Source organism: Rhodanobacter geophilus (assembly GCF_040812275.1).
In the GTDB taxonomy this organism is placed as follows: Bacteria; Pseudomonadota; Gammaproteobacteria; order Xanthomonadales; family Rhodanobacteraceae; genus Rhodanobacter_A; species Rhodanobacter_A geophilus.
Genome location: NZ_JBFOHL010000012.1, coordinates 79,993 through 97,209, shown reverse-complemented (window position 1 = coordinate 97,209; position 17,217 = coordinate 79,993). Strand labels below are relative to the sequence as shown.

At 69.2% G+C, this 17,217-nt stretch carries 21 protein-coding genes and 1 tRNA gene; 12 read left to right on the top strand and 10 right to left on the bottom strand.

Features of this window, described 5'->3' with window-relative positions; genetic code table 11:
- Window position 1: 1 nt before the first annotated feature.
- Window positions 2-358 (top strand): hypothetical protein, encoded by a 357-nt coding sequence (locus ABQJ56_RS13790; RefSeq protein WP_367845584.1) that lies wholly within the window; start codon window positions 2-4, stop codon window positions 356-358.
- A 1-nt stretch (window position 359) separates the two neighbouring features.
- On the opposite strand, the gene ABQJ56_RS13785 is transcribed toward ABQJ56_RS13790, so the two are convergent.
- Window positions 360-1,646, bottom strand: a complete 1,287-nt coding sequence (locus tag ABQJ56_RS13785; protein ID WP_367845583.1) for a winged helix-turn-helix domain-containing protein — start codon at window positions 1,644-1,646, stop codon at window positions 360-362.
- Window positions 1,647-1,775: 129 nt separating this feature from the next.
- On the opposite strand from ABQJ56_RS13785, the gene ABQJ56_RS13780 reads away from it, so the two are divergent.
- The 3 genes from ABQJ56_RS13780 (at window position 1,776) to ABQJ56_RS13770 (ending at window position 3,858) form a co-directional block, all read left to right on the top strand.
- Entirely contained in the window at window positions 1,776-2,153 is a 378-nt protein-coding gene (locus ABQJ56_RS13780; protein WP_367845582.1) for a hypothetical protein, read from the top strand.
- 95 nt (window positions 2,154-2,248) lie between these two features.
- On the top strand, window positions 2,249-3,340 hold the full coding sequence (locus tag ABQJ56_RS13775; protein ID WP_367845581.1) for a phospholipase A: 1,092 nt from the start codon (window positions 2,249-2,251) through the stop codon (window positions 3,338-3,340).
- Between the two features lie 56 nt (window positions 3,341-3,396).
- Entirely contained in the window at window positions 3,397-3,858 is a 462-nt protein-coding gene (locus ABQJ56_RS13770; protein ID WP_367845580.1) for a GNAT family N-acetyltransferase, read from the top strand.
- 69 nt (window positions 3,859-3,927) lie between these two features.
- Here ABQJ56_RS13770 and ABQJ56_RS13765 read toward each other — a convergent pair whose 3' ends face one another.
- On the bottom strand, window positions 3,928-4,410 hold the full coding sequence (locus tag ABQJ56_RS13765; RefSeq protein ID WP_367845579.1) for an FKBP-type peptidyl-prolyl cis-trans isomerase: 483 nt from the start codon (window positions 4,408-4,410) through the stop codon (window positions 3,928-3,930).
- Between the two features lie 90 nt (window positions 4,411-4,500).
- On the opposite strand from ABQJ56_RS13765, the gene dacB reads away from it, so the two are divergent.
- Window positions 4,501-6,042, top strand: coding sequence for a D-alanyl-D-alanine carboxypeptidase/D-alanyl-D-alanine endopeptidase (dacB, locus tag ABQJ56_RS13760; RefSeq protein ID WP_367845578.1), 1,542 nt, complete (start codon window positions 4,501-4,503; stop codon window positions 6,040-6,042).
- 6 nt (window positions 6,043-6,048) lie between these two features.
- Here dacB and ABQJ56_RS13755 read toward each other — a convergent pair whose 3' ends face one another.
- Window positions 6,049-6,534 (bottom strand): glutathione peroxidase, encoded by a 486-nt coding sequence (locus ABQJ56_RS13755; RefSeq protein ID WP_367845577.1) that lies wholly within the window; start codon window positions 6,532-6,534, stop codon window positions 6,049-6,051.
- Between the two features lie 80 nt (window positions 6,535-6,614).
- Between ABQJ56_RS13755 and ABQJ56_RS13750 the strand changes: the two genes are divergently transcribed.
- From ABQJ56_RS13750 to ABQJ56_RS13740, 3 genes are all read left to right on the top strand, one after another.
- Entirely contained in the window at window positions 6,615-7,616 is a 1,002-nt protein-coding gene (locus tag ABQJ56_RS13750) for a methionine ABC transporter ATP-binding protein (protein ID WP_367845623.1), read from the top strand.
- Window positions 7,613-8,299, top strand: a complete 687-nt coding sequence (locus tag ABQJ56_RS13745; RefSeq protein WP_367845576.1) for a methionine ABC transporter permease — start codon at window positions 7,613-7,615, stop codon at window positions 8,297-8,299. Before ABQJ56_RS13750 ends, ABQJ56_RS13745 begins: the two co-directional genes overlap by 4 nt.
- Window positions 8,300-8,446: 147 nt before the next feature.
- Window positions 8,447-9,235, top strand: a complete 789-nt coding sequence (locus ABQJ56_RS13740; protein WP_367845622.1) for a MetQ/NlpA family ABC transporter substrate-binding protein — start codon at window positions 8,447-8,449, stop codon at window positions 9,233-9,235.
- A 109-nt stretch (window positions 9,236-9,344) separates the two neighbouring features.
- On the opposite strand, the gene panD is transcribed toward ABQJ56_RS13740, so the two are convergent.
- From panD to pcnB, 5 genes are all read right to left on the bottom strand, one after another.
- Window positions 9,345-9,731: an aspartate 1-decarboxylase gene (gene panD, locus ABQJ56_RS13735; protein ID WP_367845575.1), complete on the bottom strand. Its 387-nt coding sequence runs from the start codon at window positions 9,729-9,731 to the stop codon at window positions 9,345-9,347.
- Between the two features lie 100 nt (window positions 9,732-9,831).
- Complete coding sequence (panC, locus tag ABQJ56_RS13730) at window positions 9,832-10,680, bottom strand: pantoate--beta-alanine ligase (RefSeq protein WP_367845574.1); 849 nt, start codon at window positions 10,678-10,680, stop codon at window positions 9,832-9,834.
- 17 nt (window positions 10,681-10,697) lie between these two features.
- Window positions 10,698-11,528 carry a 3-methyl-2-oxobutanoate hydroxymethyltransferase gene (gene panB, locus ABQJ56_RS13725; RefSeq protein ID WP_367845621.1) on the bottom strand — a complete coding sequence of 277 codons (831 nt, stop codon included), beginning with the start codon at window positions 11,526-11,528 and terminating at the stop codon, window positions 10,698-10,700.
- 49 nt (window positions 11,529-11,577) lie between these two features.
- Window positions 11,578-12,075 carry a 2-amino-4-hydroxy-6-hydroxymethyldihydropteridine diphosphokinase gene (folK, locus tag ABQJ56_RS13720; protein WP_367845573.1) on the bottom strand — a complete coding sequence of 166 codons (498 nt, stop codon included), beginning with the start codon at window positions 12,073-12,075 and terminating at the stop codon, window positions 11,578-11,580.
- Window positions 12,072-13,418: a polynucleotide adenylyltransferase PcnB gene (gene pcnB / locus ABQJ56_RS13715; RefSeq protein ID WP_367845572.1), complete on the bottom strand. Its 1,347-nt coding sequence runs from the start codon at window positions 13,416-13,418 to the stop codon at window positions 12,072-12,074. Before pcnB ends, folK begins: the two co-directional genes overlap by 4 nt.
- Before the next feature lie 144 nt (window positions 13,419-13,562).
- On the opposite strand from pcnB, the gene ABQJ56_RS13710 reads away from it, so the two are divergent.
- Together ABQJ56_RS13710 and fdxA are read left to right on the top strand one after the other, a co-directional pair.
- Window positions 13,563-13,638: transfer RNA gene (locus ABQJ56_RS13710), tRNA-Glu, on the top strand.
- A gap of 363 nt (window positions 13,639-14,001) precedes the next feature.
- On the top strand, window positions 14,002-14,325 hold the full coding sequence (gene fdxA / locus ABQJ56_RS13705) for a ferredoxin FdxA (protein WP_367845571.1): 324 nt from the start codon (window positions 14,002-14,004) through the stop codon (window positions 14,323-14,325).
- 110 nt (window positions 14,326-14,435) lie between these two features.
- Here fdxA and ABQJ56_RS13700 read toward each other — a convergent pair whose 3' ends face one another.
- Together ABQJ56_RS13700 and dapA are read right to left on the bottom strand one after the other, a co-directional pair.
- Window positions 14,436-14,999, bottom strand: coding sequence for a hypothetical protein (locus ABQJ56_RS13700; RefSeq protein ID WP_367845570.1), 564 nt, complete (start codon window positions 14,997-14,999; stop codon window positions 14,436-14,438).
- 50 nt (window positions 15,000-15,049) lie between these two features.
- Window positions 15,050-15,943 (bottom strand): 4-hydroxy-tetrahydrodipicolinate synthase, encoded by an 894-nt coding sequence (gene dapA / locus ABQJ56_RS13695; protein ID WP_367845569.1) that lies wholly within the window; start codon window positions 15,941-15,943, stop codon window positions 15,050-15,052.
- A gap of 110 nt (window positions 15,944-16,053) precedes the next feature.
- Between dapA and ABQJ56_RS13690 the strand changes: the two genes are divergently transcribed.
- Together ABQJ56_RS13690 and ABQJ56_RS13685 are read left to right on the top strand one after the other, a co-directional pair.
- Window positions 16,054-16,626, top strand: coding sequence for a glycine cleavage system transcriptional repressor (locus ABQJ56_RS13690; protein ID WP_437343432.1), 573 nt, complete (start codon window positions 16,054-16,056; stop codon window positions 16,624-16,626).
- A gap of 105 nt (window positions 16,627-16,731) precedes the next feature.
- Window positions 16,732-17,196: a peroxiredoxin gene (locus ABQJ56_RS13685; RefSeq protein ID WP_367845567.1), complete on the top strand. Its 465-nt coding sequence runs from the start codon at window positions 16,732-16,734 to the stop codon at window positions 17,194-17,196.
- The last annotated feature ends 21 nt before the right edge of the window (window positions 17,197-17,217 follow it).

The window sequence follows — 17,217 nt, the reverse complement described above, 5'->3', positions numbered from 1 at the left end:
CGTGAGCATCCGCCCGTTGCTGCCGCTGTGTGCCGGCCTGCTGCTGGCAGGCTGCGCCACCACCCGGCCGAACCGTCCCGCCGCGCCACCGGCCGCACCGGCCGCGATCACCGGCATTCCCGCCTGCGACGCCTATCTGGCCGATTATCTGGCCGGCCATCGCGCTGCGGCGATCTTCCCGGCCGACCAGTTGCAGGCGCATTACCAGGCCATGCGCGACAGCCTGTTGCAGGCCGCCCATGACCCGCACACGCGGCCCTACCTGGACGCGCGCTGCCGCCTGCTGTCCAGCCAGCTGGACCAGGGCCTGCCGGCAGGTTCCCCCGGCGCGGCGGCGGCCGGGTCCGGCACGCACTGATTCAGGTCGCCCCTGCTTTCCAGGTGGCCCGCAGTACCGGCGCCAGTGCCGCCGGCCGGCAGCGCGCGAGGCGGATCCGCGGCGTGCCGTGCCAATGCGCGGTGCGCGCGATCGAGGCAGCCAGCTCGTGCGCCAGCCGCGGCGCGGGTTCCACGCCATCCTCCAGGTAGAGCGCCTTGATCTCGAACACGCCCGCGTCGCGGTGTGCCTTCGCGTCCAGCCGGCCGACCAGCGCCCCGCGATGCAGGACAGGCAGCACGTAGTAACCGTAACGCCGCTTCGGCGCCGGCACGTAGCACTCGATGCGGTAGTCGAAGCCGAACATCGCCAGGGCGCGGGCGCGGTCCCACACCAGCGGATCGAACGGCGACAGCAGCGCGGTGTGGGTGGCGCGCAGGCGGCCGCCGTGCGCGCGTTCCAGTTCCGCGGCATGCGCGCGATGCACGTAGCCAGGCACGTCCCAGCCGCGCACCGCCACCTCCAGCAGTTCCCCCTCGGCCAGCAGCGGCGCCAGTTCGCGCGCGCTCACCGCCGGCTTCAGCCGGAAGTAGTCGGCGATCCAGCGCGCCTGCGCGATGCCCAGCGCACGCACGCCGTCGAGGATGAACTGCCGCCGCAGTTGCCCCGGATCGAGCGTGCTGGGCACGAACGGCGGATCGAGTTTCGCCAGCACCCGCCCGGCGAGGTCGTACACGCGCTGGAAGCGTTCGCGCCGCGGCACCATCAATTCACCCAGCGCGAACCAGGCTTCCAGCCAGCGCTTCTCCGGCTTCCACTCCCACCAGCCGGACACGCCGCGATCCTCGCGCGGGAAATCCGACGCCAACACCGGGCCGTTTTCGCGGATGCGCGCCAGCAGCGCATCCATCTCCGGGCGGTGGTCGCGATGCATGCGCTCGGCATGCCGCTGCGCCCAGTGGCTACCACGCTCGCGCCAGACGCGGTGCGCGGCGAGATCGCGCGCACCGACGAAGCAGGCCTCGTGTGCCCAGCATTCGGCGATCAGGCCCGCGGCCAGCGCCTCGTCCAGCCACGCCATCGGGTAATCGCCGAGGCGCGCGTGCAGCACGAGGTAGGGGCTGCGCGCCACCACGTGGATGCTGTCGATCTGCAGCAGCCGCATGCGCTCGATGGCCGTCACCACGTCGGCGCGCCGCGGCTTGCGGCGAGGTGGCTGCAGCAGGCCTTGGGCATGCAGTTGCAGCGCACGTGCCTGCGACAGGCTCAATGCAGCCCTGTTCGCTGAAGCCGCGTTCAACGGCACGTTGCCTTCACGCCGGCTCGACAAGAATGTTGCGGCGACATTTATGCAGCCTCTGCTAGCGTCAATCGCAAGCCTCGCCGAGCAACGGATTTCCTCTCGCCGTTGCCCGCAAGGCCTGCACTCCCTCGGACATTCTGGCATGGAGTAACGATCATGAAAGCACGCAACGCGTTGTTGCCCGTACTCGCCGCCGGCGCCCTGATCTTCGCTGGCGCCTCCCTCGCGCAGGACAACACCGGCCAGACGCCGCCGCCGTCGCAGGACACCATGCAGCAGGCGCCTGCCCCGGCGCAGACATCCGCTCCCGCGCAAACGCCGCCGCCCGACGTGACCGTGCGCAGCGTGCCGCCTGCCGCGCCGCAGGTCGCGCCGCCGCCGCCGTTCAGCCAGCTCTCCGGTGGCAGCAAGTGGATCACCGAGGAACAGGCGGCCGCCTATCCGCCACTGGCGAACGACTTCCTCAACGCCAGCCACCACGGCACGCGTGTCAGCAAGGCGCAGTACGAAGCCTGGATCAAGCAGGTCCAGTGAGGCCCTGCGCACGGAACCGGCCACATCGCGATGTGGCCGGTTTTTCATTGCCCTAGACTCCGACCATGCTTGCTGGCCGCCCCGCCGGAGTCCCCATGAAACACCGCCGCATCCTGCTGCTGGCCGGCTGCCTCGCCGCCGGCATCTGCCATGCGCAGAATCCCGACCCGATGGACATCCGCGCCTGCACCGCGATCGAGAGCGACGCGCAACGGCTGGCCTGCTACGACCGCGCCACCGGACGCGACCAGTTACCGGCCGCGCAGAAGCGCAACGGGCAGCAGGCCGCCGCCGCGAACGAGCGCATGTTCGCGCACGACCGGCAGGCCGCCGTCGTCGCCGCGGCCGAGCCGGCGTCCCGGGTATCGCCGCCGCTGTCGCTGCTGGACAGCCGCTGGGAGCTGTCGCCGGAAAGCAAGCTCGGCACCTTCAACCTGCGCGGCTACAAGCCGGTGTACGCGATGCCGCTGTTCGCCACCAACAACCAGAACAGGGAGCCGTACAGCCCGAACCCCGACAACACCGTGCAGACGCCGCAGCAGTTGCAGAACGTCGAGGGCAAGTTCCAGCTCAGCCTGAAAACCAAGCTGTGGCAGGGCGTGTTCGGCGATGCCGGCGACCTGTGGCTGGGCTATACGCAAAGCTCGCGCTGGCAGGTCTACAACGCGCAAGCCTCGCGGCCGTTCCGCGAGACCGACTACGAGCCCGAGGCGCTGCTGGTGTTCGATACGCACTACCAGGTGCTGGGCTGGGAGGGCCGCCTGTTCGGCATCGGCGTCGACCACCAGTCCAACGGCCGGGGCAATCCGCTGTCGCGCAGCTGGAACCGGGTGATCGCCGACTTCGGCTTCCAGCGTCCCGGCTGGACCGTCATGATCCGCCCGTGGTGGCGCATTCCCGAGGCGCGCAGCGACGACGACAATCCCGACATCAGCAACTACATGGGCCGCGCCGACGTGCAGATCATCCACGAATGGCACGGCCAGGAATTCGGCATGATGCTGCGCCATTCGCTGCGCGGCGGCAGCCAGAGCCGCGGCGCCGCGCGCTTCACCTGGAGCTTCCCCGTCGCCGGCAACCTGCGCGGCTACATGGAGCTGTTCAAGGGCTACGGCGAAAGCCTGATCGACTACAACCACAACGCCACGTATTTCGGGGTGGGCGTGTCGCTGCTCGATTGGTACTGAGTCCGCCGCCGAGGCATCCGCTGCATCCTCCCCCCACACGCAACCACGAGCAGCCCATGAGCGGCACGATATCGATCCGCCCCGTCACCCCCGCCGACCATGCCGCGTGGAAACCGTTGTGGGACGGCTACAACGCGTTCTACGGCCGCAGCGGACCCACGGCCCTGCCGGAGGAAATCACCCGCACGACCTGGGCGCGGTTCCATGACCCGGCCGAGCCGGTGCACGCGCTGGTTGCCGAGTGCGACGGCGAGCTGCTGGGCCTCGCGCACTATCTGTTCCACCGCAGCACCATCCAGATCGGGCAGAGCTGCTACCTGCAGGATCTGTTCACCGTCGAAGCCGCGCGCGGCCGGGGCGTGGGCCGCACGCTGATCGAGCGGGTCTGTGAACACGCCAGGGCAGCCCGCGCGCCGCGCGTGTACTGGCAGACCCACGAAACCAACACCACCGCGATGCGGCTCTACGACCAAGTCGCCGAGAAGTCGGGCTTCGTCGTCTATCGCAAGTTGCCCTGACGTCAAAGGCCCGGCAGTTCATGCCGGGCCTTTGGGTGTCGGGCACTGCCTACGGGCGATGCAAAGCGATCAGTGGTGGTGGCCACCCTCGCCGTGCACATGGCCGTGCGACAACTCTTCCTCGCTGGCTTCACGCACACCGGTCACTTCGATCGCGAAATGCAGGGCCTTGCCGGCCAGCGGATGGTTGCCGTCGATGTGCACCTTGTCGTCCTCGACCCTGGTCACGGTGACGTTGATGACGCCCTGCGGGCCGTGGCCCTGGAACTGCATGCCGGGCTGGATGTCGGCCACGCCCTGGAAGGCCTCGCGCGGCACTTCCTGCACCAGTTCCTCGTGGCGCACGCCGTAGCCTTCTTCCGGCGCCACGTGGGCATCGAACCTGTCGCCGACCTGGCGGCCTTCCATCTGCTTCTCCAGGCCCGGCACGATCTGGCCCTGGCCGTGCAGGTAGCCCAGCGGTTCGCGGTTGGCGGAGCTGTCGACGACCTGGCCGTCGTCGTCGGTAAGCGTGTAGTGGAAGGTGACGGCGGAGTTCTTGGCGATCTGCATGGTAGAGCGTTCCGTATCGATGAAAGAGCCGGTTTTGCGCCGGCATGAGCGGATAAGCCTAGCAGATGGCGACTTTGCGATACTCCGCGCATGAGACCCGCCCCGTGGATCACCTCGCTGCCGTGCCTGCTGATTTTGCTGTGCGCCGGACTGCCGGCAACAGCATTCCCGGTCGCGTCCGCCACGGCGCAAAGCCAGCGCTCGCTGACCACGCAGATCGACGCGATCATCCGCCAGCCACGCTATGCCGCCGCCGACTGGGGCATCGCCGTGGTGTCGCTGGACAGCGGCCGCATGCTGTACTCGCACCAGTCCGGCAAGCTGTTCCAGCCCGCCTCCACCGCCAAGCTGTTCACCGCGGCGCTGACCCTGTCCACGCTGGCTGCGGACTACCGCATCCCCACGCGCCTGCTCTCGGCTGCGCCAGTCCGGCACGGCCGGCTGGACGGTCCACTGCTGCTGTACGGCATGGGCGATCCCACCCTGGGCACGCCGGGCGCGAATCCCGCATGGGCCGATGACCTGGCCGGACAGCTGGCCGCGCGCGGCATCCGCGAGGTCCGCGGCGACCTGGTCGCCGACGACAGCTACTTCGCCGGCCCACAGCTCGGCAGCGGCTGGGAAGCGAGCGACCTGCTGGGCTGGTTCGCGGCCCCCGCCTCCGCACTCAGCGTGCACGAGAACATCGTGGCGCTGACGGTGACGCCCGCCGCCAACGCCGGCCAGCCGGCACGGCTGAGCTTCGCGCCCGCCGTGGCGACGCCACCACTGGCGGACACGCTGACCACGGCGCCGGCGCACGCCCCCGACGACATCAACCTCTATCGCGCACCCGGCGACCCGCTGCTGCACGCCTTCGGCAGCATCGCCGCCGGCACGCCGCCGCACACCTATCGGCTGGCGATACCCTCACCGGCGCGCCAGGCGGGCGAGGAACTGCGTGCGGCGCTGGCACGCCACGGCATGCGGCTGCGAGGCCAGCTGCGCGTGCTGCACTGGCCGGAACGCGACGACGCGCTGCGTGCCGACGCGCAGACACTGGCCGAAGTGCTCTCGCCGCCGGTCGCCGCGATCCTCGCCCAGGGGCTCAAGCGCTCGCAGAACCTGTACCTGCAGAACCTGCTGCAGATCGACGGCATCAGCGCGCAGGCCGCGGCCGCGGGCCAGCCCGACGCGCCCACCGGTTTCCTCAGCAGCGAAGCCTGGGGCTTGCATGCCCTGCACGACCTGCTCGGACGCATCGGCATCGCGCCATCGTCGGTGCTGCTGGAGGAAGGCACCGGGCTGTCGCGCGGCGACCTGGCGACGCCCGAGGCGATGGTGCGGCTGCTGCAATACCTCGCCGCGCAACCCTGGGCGGCCACGCTGCGCGGCATGCTGCCGGTGGCCGGCGTCGACGGCACGCTGGAGCGGCGCATGCGCGACGGCCCCGCCACCGACAGGGTGCAGGCCAAGACCGGCAGCATGGCCCACGTGCACAGCCTCGCCGGCTACGTCACCACGGCGAACGGCCAGCAGCTGGCCTTCGCGATCCTGCTCAACAACGACGAGCGCGGCGCCGTGGAGCCGCCCGCCAGCGGCGACATCGACGCCATCGTGCAGTTGCTGGCCGGCTGGCGCGGTACCGACTGACGCCGATCAATTCGCCAGCAGGTGATCCAGCTCCCTGCCGATCTTCTCCGGCGTGTCGGCGGGCGCGTAACGCTTCAGCACCTGGCCGTGGCCGTCGACGAGGAACTTGGTGAAGTTCCACTTGATCGCCTCACTGCCCAGGATGCCCTTGCCCTCGCGCTTCAGCCACTGGTAGAGCGGATGCGCGTGCTCGCCGTTCACCGCGATCTTGGCGAACAGCGGGAAGGTCACGCCGTAGTTCGCGTCGCAGAACTCGCGGATCGCCGCCTCGTCGCCCGGCTCCTGATGGCCGAACTGGTCGCAGGGAAAGCCCAGCACCACCAGGCCGCGGTCGCGGTCGTCCCGCCACAGCTTTTCCAGGCCGGCGTACTGCGGGGTGAAACCGCATTTCGAGGCCACGTTGACGATCAGCAGGGTCTTGCCCCGCCACTCGGCCAGCGAGCGTTCGTTGCCGTCGATGTCGCGTGCGCTGAAGTCGTGGACGCTGCTCATGGCCGGGGTTCCCGTGGATGGACGTATGGAAGTCTACGCCAGACGCTAGAATGTCCGCCCACTCCGCCGCCCGAATCGCCGTGATCCGTTTCCTCGACGTACACAAGTCCTACCGCGTGGACGGCCGGGAGGTTCCCGCGCTGCAGCCGTTCAACCTCGACATCCCGGATGGCGAGGTATTCGGCATCATCGGCCACTCCGGCGCGGGCAAGTCCACCCTGATCCGGCTGGTCAACCTGCTGGAACGCCCCAGCGGCGGCCGTATCCTGATCGGCGACACCGAGATGACCGCGCTGGACGAGGCCGCGCTGCGTGCGCAACGCCGGCGCATCGGCATGATCTTCCAGCACTTCAACCTGCTCGCCTCGCAGACGGTGGCGGACAACGTGGCGTTCCCGCTGCGCCTCGCCGGCGAGCGCGACGCGGCGAAGATCCGTCGGCGCGTGGACGAATTGCTCGCGCGCGTAGGCCTCGGCGAACATGCAAGCAAGTACCCGTCGCAACTCTCCGGCGGCCAGAAACAGCGCGTGGGCATCGCCCGTGCGCTGGCGAACCGGCCCGAGATCCTGCTCTGCGACGAGGCCACCAGCGCGCTCGATCCGCAGACCACGGCCTCGGTGCTCGACCTGCTGGCGTCGATCAACCGCGAGCTGAAGCTCACCATCGTGCTGATCACCCACGAGATGGACGTGGTGCGCCGCATCTGCGACCGCGTGGCGGTGCTCGATGCCGGTCGCATCGTGGAAAGCGGCACGGTGGCCGACGTGTTCCTGCACCCGCGGCATGCCACCACGAAACGCTTCGTCGAAGAGGCGCTGCCGGAGGAAGCCGCCACCGCGCAGGCACCGGGAGTCGCCGGCCGCGTGCTGCGCCTCACCTTCCGCGGCGACGCCACGCTGCAGCCCGTGCTGAGCCGCGTGATGCGCGAGCACGGCATGGACTTCAACCTGCTGGCCGGCCGCATCGACCGCATCAAGGAGCTGCCCTACGGCCAGCTCACGCTGGCGCTGCAAGGCGCGCACACCGACGCCGCGCTGGCCGCGCTGCGCGAGGCCGGCATCGAGATCGAGGAACTGCCATGAGTACCGCGCCGCTGCTGCAGACGCTGTTCCCCAACATCGACGACTGGGGCGAGCTGGGCCGCGCCTGCGTCGACACCCTGCTGATGCTGGGCGGCGCGCTGGCGCTCACCGTGCTGATCGGCCTGCCGCTGGGCGTGCTGCTCTACCTCACCGGCCGCGGCCAGCTGCGCGCGATGCCGAAGCTGTATGGCGCCACCTCGCTGGTGGTGAACGTGCTGCGCTCGGTACCCTTCATCATCCTGATGATCGTGCTGATGCCGGTGACCTACGCGCTGGTGGGCACCAAGCTGGGCGTGCGCGGCGCGATCCCGCCGCTGGTGATCGGCGCCGCGCCGTTCTTCGCGCGGCTGGTGGAAACGGCGCTGCGCGAGGTGCAGCAGGGCGTGATCGAGGCGGCGCAGGCGATGGGCGCCGGCACCTGGCAGATCGTGCGCCACGTGCTGCTGCCCGAGGCGCGCGCCGGCATCGCCGCCGGCATCACGGTCACCGCGATCGCGCTGGTGGGCTACACCGCGATGGGCGGCGCGATCGGCTCGGGCGGCCTGGGCGACCTCGCCTACCGCTACGGCTACCTCAGCTACAAGTCCGACTACATGGTCGTGACCGTGGCGTTGCTGGTGGTGCTGGTGCAGCTGCTGCAGATGCTCGGCGACCGCATCGTGGCGCGTTATAAGCGCCACTGATCCGGTTATTTCACCCCAGTCATTTGGGCGTCTAGTCTGGAACTCCCCCTGGAAACCGTCATGACCGATGCTGCTGCTCCCCGCGATCTCCGCCATCCTTGCCCTGCTGCTGCTCGCCGGCTGCGCCCGCAAGCCGCCGTGAAGCGGATGCTGCGCACCGCCGGCTGCGCGGCGTTCGCCCTGCTGCTCGCGGCCTGCTCCGCACCGAAGGAGGACGCGAACACGCTGACGGTGGCCGCCACCGCGGTGCCGCATGCGGAGATCCTCAAGCAGGTGCAGCCCATCCTGGCGAAGGAAGGCGTGAAGCTGGAGATCAAGGTGTTCGCCGACTACGTGCAGCCGAACACCCAGGTGGTCGAGAAGAACATCGACCTGAACTACTTCCAGACCGGCCCTTATCTGGAGGCGTTCAATCGCGAGCACGGCACCCGCCTGCTGCCCATCGTGGGCGTGCACATCGAGCCATTCGGCGCCTACTCGCGCAAGCTCAAGAGCATCGACCAGCTGCCGGACGGCGCCACCGTGACGCTGCCCAACGACCCCAGCAACGAAGGCCGCGCCCTGCTGCTGCTGGCGAAGAGTCAGCTGATCACGCTGAAAGACCCCGCCAACGTGCTGGCCACGCCGAAGGACATCACGGCGAACCCGAAGCACCTGCAGTTCAAGGAGCTGGAGGCGGCGATGCTGCCGCGCACGCTGGACGAGGTGGACCTGGCGCTGATCAACACCAACTACGCGCTGGCGGCCGGACTCAACCCCACCAGGGACGCGCTGCTGATCGAGAGCAAGGATTCGCCCTACGTGAACTACCTGGTGGGCCGCGCCGACAACGCGCACGACCCGCGCGTGCAGAAACTGGCGCAGGCGCTGACCAGCCCGGCGATCAAGGCGTTCATCGAGACGAAATACAAGGGCGCGGTGCTGCCGGCGTTCTGAGCACCCGCCTGTGGATCGCCCGCAGGAGCGGCTTCAGCCGCGATTCGCGTGCGGCGGGCGATCACCCGTCGCGGCTGAAGCCGCTCCTGCGGGGCTCATGGCGGGCCGCTCAGGCCGCCGCCATCTGCTTCGGGATAGAGCGGTTGGTGTGGGTGATGCGGTTGTTCGCGTCCACGTAGACGCAGGTGGGCTGGAACTGCTCCAGCTCCTTCTCGTCGAGCTGGGCGAACGCGGCGATGATGATGAGGTCGCCCACCTGCACGCTGCGCGCGGCGCTGCCGTTCACCGAGATGATGCCCGAGCCTTCCTCGGCACGCAGCGCGTAGGTGACGAAGCGCTGGCCGTTGTCGATGTCCCAGGCATGGATCTGCTCGTACTCGCGGATGCCCGCGGCGTCGAGCAGGTTGCCGTCGATCGCGATCGAGCCCTCGTAATGCAGCTCGGCGTGGCTGACGGTGGCGCGATGGATCTTCGCCTTGAACATGTTCAGGTGCATGACTTCGGTTTCCTGCGGGAACGGCCCGCGTGGCTGCGCATTATCGAACCGCCGACATTGCACCGCAACATCGGCCATTCAGCTTGAAAATGTGGGCAGCTCAGTCGAACTGCAAGTTGTCGATCAGCCGCGTCGTGCCCAGCCGCGCGGCGACCAGCGCCACCAGTCCCGTGCGTTCGCCGGCCTCGGGCTCGGCCAGATCCTCGGCGCGGCGGATCGCCACGTAGTCGGGGACGAAGCCCGCACGCTCCAGCTTCGACTGCGCGGCTTCCTCGACGATGCGCCACGCGTGGCCCTTGTCGACGACCAGCTCGCGCATCTGCACCAGCGTGGCGTGGATCTGCGGCGCGACTGCGCGCTCCTCCGCCGACAGGTACTGGTTGCGCGAACTCAGCGCCAGCCCGTCGTCGGCGCGCTGGGTGGGCGCGCCCACGACTTTCAGCGGCAACGCCAGGTCGCGCACCATGCGCTCGATCACCTTGAGCTGCTGGAAATCCTTCTGGCCGAATACCGCGAGATCCGGCTGCACCAGGTTGAACAGCTTGCACACCACGGTGGCCACGCCGTCGAAATGGCCAGGGCGGTGCGCGCCTTCCAGCGTGTCGGTGAGCTGCGGCACGTGGATGCTGACACTGTGTTCGGCGCCGAACGGATACATCGTCGCCACCTCGGGCGCAAACACCAGGTCGCAATCGTGCTCGGCCAGGCCGGCCTGGTCCTGCGCCAGCGTGCGCGGGTAGCGCTCGAAATCCTCGTTCGGGCCGAACTGGGTGGGGTTGACGAACACGCTGGCCACCACGCGGTCGGCGCGCGCGCGCGCCAGCTTCAGCAGCGCGTAGTGCCCCGCGTGCAGGTTGCCCATGGTGGGCACCAGCCCCACGGTCTGGCCCTGGGCCCGCCAGCCGCGGATCGCGGCGCGCAGGGCCGGAAGGTCTTGCACAGTTTGCATACGTAAACCGCCGTCGGTCAGTTGAAGCAGTGCTCGGGGCCGGGGAACGTCCCGCTGCGCACGTCCGCCGCGTAGGCCGCGATCGCCGCCGCCACAGCATCGCGGCCGGCAAGGAAATCCTTGCTGAACTTGGGTCGCTTGCCGGGCGTGATGCCCAGCATGTCGTGGATCACCAGCACCTGGCCGTCGCAGTGCGGGCCGGCGCCGATGCCGACCACCGGGATCTTCAGCGCATGCGTCACCCGCCCGCCCAGCGCGCTGGGCACGCCCTCCAGCACCAGCAGGTCCGCACCCGCGGCCTGCACGGCCAGTGCCTCGGCGAGGATGCGGTCGGCGGTCTCCCGCTCGCGGCCCTGGATGCGGAAGCCGCCGAACTTGTGCACCGACTGCGGGGTGAGGCCCAGGTGCGCGCAGACCGGAATCGCGCGCGCCACCAGTGCGGCAGTCGCCTCGAGGATGTGCGGCGCGGCGCCCTCGATCTTCACCATCGCGGCGCCCGCCTCGCCCACCAGCCGCGCACCGGCTTCCAGCGTGTGCGACACGTCGCGATCGGCCATGAACGGCAGGTCGGCAATCAGCAGCGTGGCCGACAAGCCGCGCGCCACCGCCTGCGTGTGGTAGACCATGTGGTCAAGCGTCACCGGCAGGGTGCTCTTGTGCCCCTGCACCACCATGCCCAGCGAGTCGCCGACCAGGGCCACGTCGATGCCGGCCAGTTCCAGTTGCGCGGCAAGGCTGTAGTCGTAGGCGGTGAGCATCGCGATGCGGCGGCCTTCGGCCTTCATCGCGTGCAGGCCGGGCACGGTGACCGGCTTGCGGGCGGGCAGGTTGGCGGGATCCACGTACACGATGTCGTCTCGCAAGGCTAGGGAGCAGCCGATTATCCGCTGCACCGCATCATTCGGCCAGCCGGTCCTCGACCAGGCACTCGCAGCCCTGCGTATCGGCCACGGCGAGCAGGTCCGCCACGCGGCCCTGCCCCGGCAGTTGCAGGTCCGGTGCCAGGTCGGCCAGCGGCAGCAGCACGAAGGCGCGTTCGGCGATGCGCGGATGCGGCAGGGTCAGGTGCTCGTCGTCGAGCTGCACGCCGTCCATGTGCAGCAGGTCGAGATCCAGCGTGCGCGGGCCGTTGCGCTCGGCGCGCACGCGGCCGGCGCGCTGCTCGATCGCCAGCAGCGCATCCAGCAACTCGTGCGGCGCGAGGCCGGTGTCCAGCAACGCCGCGGCATTGAGGAACGGCGGCTGCTCCAGCACGCCCCAGGGTGGCGTGCGGTACAGGCGCGAGCGGCGCAGCAACCGCGTGGCAGGCAGCCGCCCCAGCGCGTCCATGGCCTCCAGCAGCTGCCGTCGCGGATCGCCCAGGTTGCCGCCCAGCGCGATGTAGGCCGCGGTCACGCCGGTTTCGACTTCGCCGCGGGCTTGCGCCGGCGCCGCTTGCGCGTCGGACCGGCCGGCGCGGCCGCCTCGGGCTCGTTGCCGCCGTGTGCCGGCAGCGCCGCGGCCAGCGTCTCGTGCGGCAACTGCTGCGCATGCTCCCACCACAGGCCCAGCTCGCGGATCGCCGGTGACTCGTGCGCGCGCAGCAGCAGGAAATCGAATGCGGCACGGAAGCGCGGATGCGCCAGCAGGCGCAGCACCTTCTTGCGCTGCACCTGCTCGAAGCGCGGCTGCAGCGACCAGATCTCTTCCATGGTGAAGGTGAAGCGGCGCGGGATCGCCACGCGCTGGCACTGCTCGCCCACCACCTGCAGCGCGGCGCGCGCCCAGGCTTCGGTGGCGTCCTTGCCGCGGGCGATCTGCTGCTGCGCCAGGTCACGCACCTCGCCCCACAGCAACACCGCGAACAGGAACGCCGGGGTCACCGACTTGCCCTCGACCACCCGCGCGTCGGTGTTCGCCAGGCCCTGTTCGACCAGTGCGCGCAGCGCCTCGTCGCCGCGCTTCAGCGCGCGCGCGGTGGCCGGGAACAGGAACTTCAGCAGGCCGCACTGTTCGAGCATGCGGAAGCTCTTCAGCCCGTGCCCGGCGAGGAACATCTTCAGCGACTCGTCGAACAGCCGCGCCGGCGCCGCCTCGGCCAGCAGCGGCCCCAGCTCCTCGAACGGCGCGGCGGCGTGCGCGTCGATGCTGAAACCGAGCTTGGCGGCCAGCCGCGCCGCGCGCAGCATGCGCACCGGATCCTCGCGGTAGCGGGTGTCCGGATCACCGATCAGGCGCAGCACGCGGTCCTGCAGGTCCTGCATGCCGCCCACGTAGTCGCGCACCGAAAAATCGCTGATGTCGTAGTACATCGCGTTGACGCGGAAGTCGCGGCGCAGCGCGTCCTCCTCGATCGTGCCCCACACGTTGTCGCGCACGATGCGGCCATCGACGATGTGGCGCTCACCCTCCGCGCCCTCTTCCTCGCCGGTACCGCGGAAGGTGGCCACCTCGATGATCTCCGGCCCGAACACCACGTGGGCCAGCCGGAAGCGGCGGCCGATCAACCGGCAGTTGCGGAACAGCTTCTTCACCTCGTCCGGCGTGGCGCTGGTGGCCACGTCGAAATCCTTGGGTCGGCCACCCAGCAGCAGGTCGCGCACCGCACCGCCGACCAGGAACGCGTCGTAGCCGGCCTCGTTGAGGCGGTACAACACGCGCAGCGCGGCCTTGCTGATGTTCTTGCGGGAAATCGTGTGCTGCTCGCGCGGGATGATGCGCAGCGCGGGCCTGGCGTCGTTCCTGGCTTCGGGATTCAAGCGTGTGGAGTCCTTGCGGCTATCGTGTCCGGCGCGCTGCCAGGGCGGCGGCGCGGCGGCCTGCAGCCGCACATCTTACCTGCCGTCGCCGGGGCATTGCCGGGCGAAACATTTCAGCTATACTAGCGCGCTCCGCGTCATTCCGCTCCCATCGTCTAGTGGCCCAGGACACCGCCCTCTCAAGGCGGGAACACGAGTTCGAACCTCGTTGGGAGCGCCATCGTTTGTGCGATTCGTCCGGAATCGCCGCCCGGCGCGGCAGTACGGCACGCTTCAAAGTGCCCGCCCTGCCCAAGCGCCAACCGCGGCCATCCATGGCCGCGCTCTTCAAGGAACAGCCGGCACGATCATGCAGTCGTGCCGTTTGTTTCTGGAGCAACAGCCACGCCAACCGCTGTCGACCTCAGTGCCGGGATACGCCTGGCGTGGCCACGTCGCGCGAGGACAGAAGTCCTCTCTCCCCTCCCCGCCCCCTCCCCCGCAAACGGGCGAGGGGGTGACTCGCAAGCAGCCGCCAGCGACTTCTCACTCGGCGCTCGTTGCAGTCATACTTGCCAACGCCACAACGCAAGAGCCCCGCCCCATGACCTTTGTCGTCACCGACAACTGCATCAAGTGCAAGTACACCGATTGCGTGGAAGTCTGCCCGGTCGACGCCTTCCATGAAGGCCCGAACTTCCTGGTGATCGATCCGGACGAGTGCATCGACTGCACGCTGTGCGAGCCGGAGTGCCCGATCAACGCGATCTACCCGGAAGACGACGTGCCGGCCGGCCAGGAGGGCTACGTGGCGCTGAACGCCGAACTCGCGAAGGCGTGGCCGGTGATCACCGAGCGCAAGGACGGGCTCGCCGATGCGAAGGACTGGGAAGGCAAGCCCGGCAAGCTCAAGCTGCTGGAGCGCTGAAAGGCGGGATTCGGGAACGGCGGAACGCCGCAGACCGCCCATTCAGCGCGCCGCAACGGAAAATGCCGCCCATCGGGCGGCATTTTTCATGGGCGGAAACGGTGGCGGGATCAGCCGCCCATGCCCTTCTTCAGCGCATCGATCAACTTGGCGACCGCGCCCTCGTCACCCTGCACGCGCACTTCGCTGGCGCTGCTGCCGCTGGGGTTCACCGTGACCTGCACCGCATGCGTGGCGGTGTCGGAGGTGGCCCTGCTCTTGTCGTGGTGGAACATGCGGCCGAAGAAGCCCCGCTTCTTCGCCGGCGCCACGCCGCCCACCACATTCACCGCATAGCTGTGCGCGCTGTCGTCATGGGCGGTCACCTGGCCGGCGCCGCCGGCAGCCAGCACCTGGCCCACCTTCTGGTAGGTGCCATCGACATCACCGGACACCACGAAGGCGTCGGAGATCGCGCCGGGCACGGGTGCGGCCTGCGGCTGGTTCGAGCCCGGTGGCGGGATCACCAGTGCGGCATTCGCCGCCGGCGTGTCCAGGCCCGGCGGGATTTCCAGCGGCGATTCCTGCTTGGCCGTCTCCCACGCCTTCGTGGATCGGAACATGCCGCAGCCGGAAAGCAGCAGACCCGCAAAGGCCAGCGCCGGCAGGGTCACGAGGAGCGAGGATTTCTTCATGCAAGGGATTCCGTGAAAAGGTCGGGTACGGCCGCAAACGTGGCTTTCGATCAGGCAGCGTGCGCCAAGGATGCCAGACTGGACAGCGCTTCGCGCAAACGGGCGCGATCGGGCCCCTCGGCAAGCTCCACCAGCGGCAGCCGCGGCAGCGCCGAACCCAATCCCAGTTCCGGCAAGCCGGCCTTCACCGCGATCGGGTTCGGTGCGCAGTTCAACGCTTGCAGCAGCGGCGCCAGTGCATCCTCGCAACGTGCGGTGGCGGCATGGTCGCCGCCGGTGGCCGCGTCGCACAGCGCACGGAACGCCTTCGGCACCAGGTTCGCCACCACCGACACGGTACCGGCCGCACCGGCCAGCATCGCCTGCCCGGCCGTGCCATCGTCGCCGGAGAGATAGACGAAATCCGGGCACGCAAGTTCCGCCAGGGCGGCAATGCGTTCGGCGTCGGCGCGCGCCTCCTTGATGCCGACGATGGCCGGATGCCCGGCGAGCTGCGCCACCGTCTCCGGCAGCAGGTCGCAGGCGGTGCGGCTGGGCACGTTGTACAGCACCACCGGCAGGCCGCCGTGCTCGGCCACTTCGAGGAAGTGCCGGCGCATGCCTTCCTGGGTGGGGCGCACGTAGTACGGCGTCACCACCAGCGCGGCATCGGCACCCAGCGCCTTGGCGCGGCGCGTCGCCGCCACGGTTTTCGCGGTGCCCGCCTCGCCCGTGCCGGCGATCACCGGCACGCGGCCGGCGACGTGCTCCACCGCGAACACGAGCAGGCGGTCGAACTCGTCGTGTTCGAGCATGTGCGCCTCGCCGGTGGAGCCGGCCACCACCAGCGCCTGCGTGCCGCCGGCGAGCTGGTGGTCGAGCAGGCGCGCGAACGCTGGCAGGTCGAGCGCGCCATCGGGCACGAACGGCGTCGCCAGCGCGCAGATGCTTCCACGAATATCCAAGGCCCGGTTCCGCTGCAGATTCAGACGGACCATGTTACTTGCGGCCTTGCCGGAGCGGCAAGTAAGCTGGCCGGCGCGATTCCCGCGCCGCGCGGGATCCGGCACAGGCCATCCCATTGAAACCGACGCCCCCCGCCTCCGCTCGTTCGGGCAGCGACAATCAGTTGCTGATCCACGCACTGACCTCCGCCACCCATTCGCCGCTTACCGCGCTGACCCGCCGCATCGCCGACGCCGGCTGCAGCCTGGCCGAGTCGCGCGTGGCCACGATCGGCAACGAGGTGTCGATCATGCTGCTGGCGAACGGTGCCTGGGATGCATTGGCCAAGCTGGAGACGGCACTGAACAAGCTGGCGCGCGACGAGAACCTGCGGCTGAGCCACTACCGCACGGCGCCGCGCGAGCCGAACTCGCACCTGCTGCCCTACATGGTCGAGATCATTTCCGCCGACCGCCCCGGCATCGTGGCGCGCATCGTGGAATTCTTCAGCCAGCAGGGCATCAGCGTGGAGCAGTTGCATTCCACCCGCTACCTGGCGATGCAGACCGGGGCGGAGATGTTCCAGGCGCAGTTCACGATCGGCATCCCGGCGGACGTGCACATCGCCGCCTTGCGCGACGATTTCCTGGAACTGTGCGACGGCATGAACCTGGATGCGATCATGGATCCGGTGAAGTTCTAGCTTGCTCCGCCGGAAGACGCCTGACAAGGCTGTCATCCGTAACATTCATCGCGCTAGTCTCTGCTCCGCGTACAGGCGAAACCCCGTCGGGTTTCCGGAGAGACCATGCCAGACATCGGAAAGAAGGCCCCGGCCCTCAGCGGCAGCACCGGCGACGGCAGCACGCTGAAGCTCGCCGACCTCAAGGGCCAATGGGTAGTGCTGTATTTCTACCCCAAGGACGCCACCCCCGGCTGCACCACCGAGGCGAAGGACTTCCGCGACCTCTACCCGAAGTTCAGGAAACGCCACGCCGAAATCGTCGGCGTCTCGCGCGACTCGGCGAAATCCCACGCCAACTTCGCCGCCAGGCAGGAGCTGCCGTTCCCGCTGCTGTCCGACGCGGACGAAACCTGGTGCAAGGCCTTCGACGTGATCCACGAGAAGGTGCTCTATGGCAAGCGCCACATGGGCGTGGTGCGCAGCACCTTCCTGATAGACCCGGACGGCAGGCTCGCCGCCGAGTGGCGCGGCGTGAAGGTGCCGGGCCACGCCCAGGCCGTGCTCGACGCGATCCCCACCGGCAAGTGACCACCGCCTTTTCCTGCGTCG